Genomic DNA, 2131 nt, shown 5'->3' with positions numbered 1-2131 from the left:
TGCTTATCGAGCTGTTCTCCGAGACGGGCTTTGCGGTGCTGCGCCTTTATCAGATACTGTTTCCGCTCATTACCGGGGTGTTTCTTTTGCCTACGTTGCTCGGGCCTCAGTTCGCACCCGTGCTGGCAAGCGTACTGTTCTTCGGCTTCGAGATTGTGAACCTGCTGCTTATCGTCACGTGCGCTGTCTATTCGAGCGAACGCAACCTGCCTTCGACTCAGGTGTATGCGCTTTGCGTTGGCCCGACGCTTGCAGCCATGCTGGTGGGCGATGTTGTGGGCACGAGGCTCAATCCGTTCGCAGCCTATGATTTCGCCATTGTGGTGAACATTCTGTTCCTCTGCATTTACGGGTTGTCGCTGGCACTGTTCTTTGTGGCGTTCTCCTGCAAGGGTCGGCGAGGAAAGGCGGGCTTGGAAGGCGCGGAGCACGATATCGCCGTAGTGGGCCTGTCGGGGGAGCGGGAATCTGCGGGGAATGCGCCAAGCAAGGGTGTCGGGAGCGCTTCGGCGAGCGGCTTGGCTGGCGAGGCCAGCCTGCCTGCCGCCCCCGAGGCAAGCGCCTCGGAGAAGGGTGCCAACGACGGGGCCGTCGACATGCTCGAAGCGATCGACCTTGCCGCGTTGCTGGAACGGCGCATGGACTCGCTTGCCTTGGACGAGCCTTTCAGCAAGCGCGAGCGCGAAGTAGTGGGATTGGTGCTGCGGGGCAACAATGTGCCTGCTATTGCGCGCAAGCTCTATATCTCGGAGAACACGGCGCGCGATCACATGAAGAGCATCTACCGCAAGGCGGGCATCCATTCGCGCCAAGAGCTTATCGACCTGTTCGACTAAGAGTGCCGCTGTCGCAGTGTGCTGCGAGGCGCACGACGGGCGGGCTTTCGCTCATCGGGAACCTCGCAGCCCCATCGGTACGCCCTCAATCTGGATACAGGGTTCCGAAAGCCTGCCTTTGCCGTGTGCCGACACCCCATAAAGCGGGTGGTTTTCTTTTCCGGCAATGTCTTGAACAGCACTGATGCAAAAACAACATGAATTGCGGGATGGGACTGCCCCTCTCTGGCGGCTAAGCTGACCTTGGAGCGGACGAAGTTCCGCAGAGGAAGGTAAACGCAATTCAAGGAGGGAACCATGGGAGAATCGGTTGGAAGCATTTCGAGGCGCAGCCTTATTAAAGGCGCTGCCCTTAGTGCTGCGGGCATGGCAGCATTGGGCATGGTCGGTTGCGGTCCTAAAGAGGCCGGGTCGGCTGATGCGAAGGCGGACGCAGGTGACGGTTCAGCCAAGCATACGTGGGAAGTGAAACCGGAGGCTATCGCGGCCGATAAGATCAAGGAGACGGTGGATACCGAGGTACTGGTCATCGGAGGCGGCTACTCGGGCACGTGCTGTGCACTCAGCGCGGCCGAGAGCGGTGCGAAGGTCGTGCTCGTGGAGAAGGATGCCATGCTCAACGGCCACGGCGTAGGCGGTACGGGCGCTATCGCCTCGCGCGAGTTGGACAAGCTGGGCATCAAGTTCGACAAGGCGGTCGAGATGGAGCGTTGGCTGGCCACGTGCGGGGGTCGCGCCCGCGAGTCGTTCGTGGCGAAGTGGTTCCGCGAGTCGGAGCGCTGCATGAACTGGTTTTTGGACATTGCCGAGAAGAACGGTGCCAAGTGCATGGTCACGGTGGGATCGCGCTCTACGGTGCATCCCGAGATCGACTGCTACCACATGATTTCCGGCGGCGAGGTGTTCGAGCAGCATACCATGGCCGATTTCGTCGAGTACCTGTTCGAGTCCGAAGCTAAGAAGATCGGGGCCGAGTTCGTCTACGAGATGCCAGCGGTGCAGCTCGTGCAGGACAAGTCCGGTAAGGTGACGGGCGCTATCTGCGAGAACAAGGGCGGCGACTACGTGCAGTACAACGCCAGCAAAGGCGTTGTACTGGCCACGGGCGATGTGAGCTACAACGACGAGTACCTGGAGGAGTTCGCTCCCATTGCCTTCAAGGTGCGCACACGCCTGTGCGCCGACCAGGGCAACGTGGGCGACGGCCACAATAGGGCCGACTGGGCTGGCGGCACGTTCCAGGATGGGCCCTGGCCCACGATGATGCACCCGCAGGCGGAAGCCATGTTCCACGG

At 60.9% G+C, this 2131-nt stretch carries 2 protein-coding genes; both read left to right on the top strand.

The genetic code is table 11. The features are described 5' to 3' along the window. Positions 1-836, top strand: an 836-nt coding sequence (locus RR842_RS14225; protein ID WP_332730239.1) for a LuxR C-terminal-related transcriptional regulator, incomplete at its 5' end; no start/stop codon positions are given. A gap of 297 nt (positions 837-1133) precedes the next feature. After that, positions 1134-2131: FAD-dependent oxidoreductase (locus RR842_RS14220; protein WP_332730238.1), on the top strand; the 998-nt coding region annotated here is incomplete at its 3' end.

Source organism: Gordonibacter sp., from assembly GCF_036667095.1.
GTDB lineage: Bacteria > Actinomycetota > Coriobacteriia > Coriobacteriales > Eggerthellaceae > Gordonibacter.
Note: the sequence above shows the minus strand (reverse complement) of the source record. Positions and strands in the feature narration are given on the sequence as shown.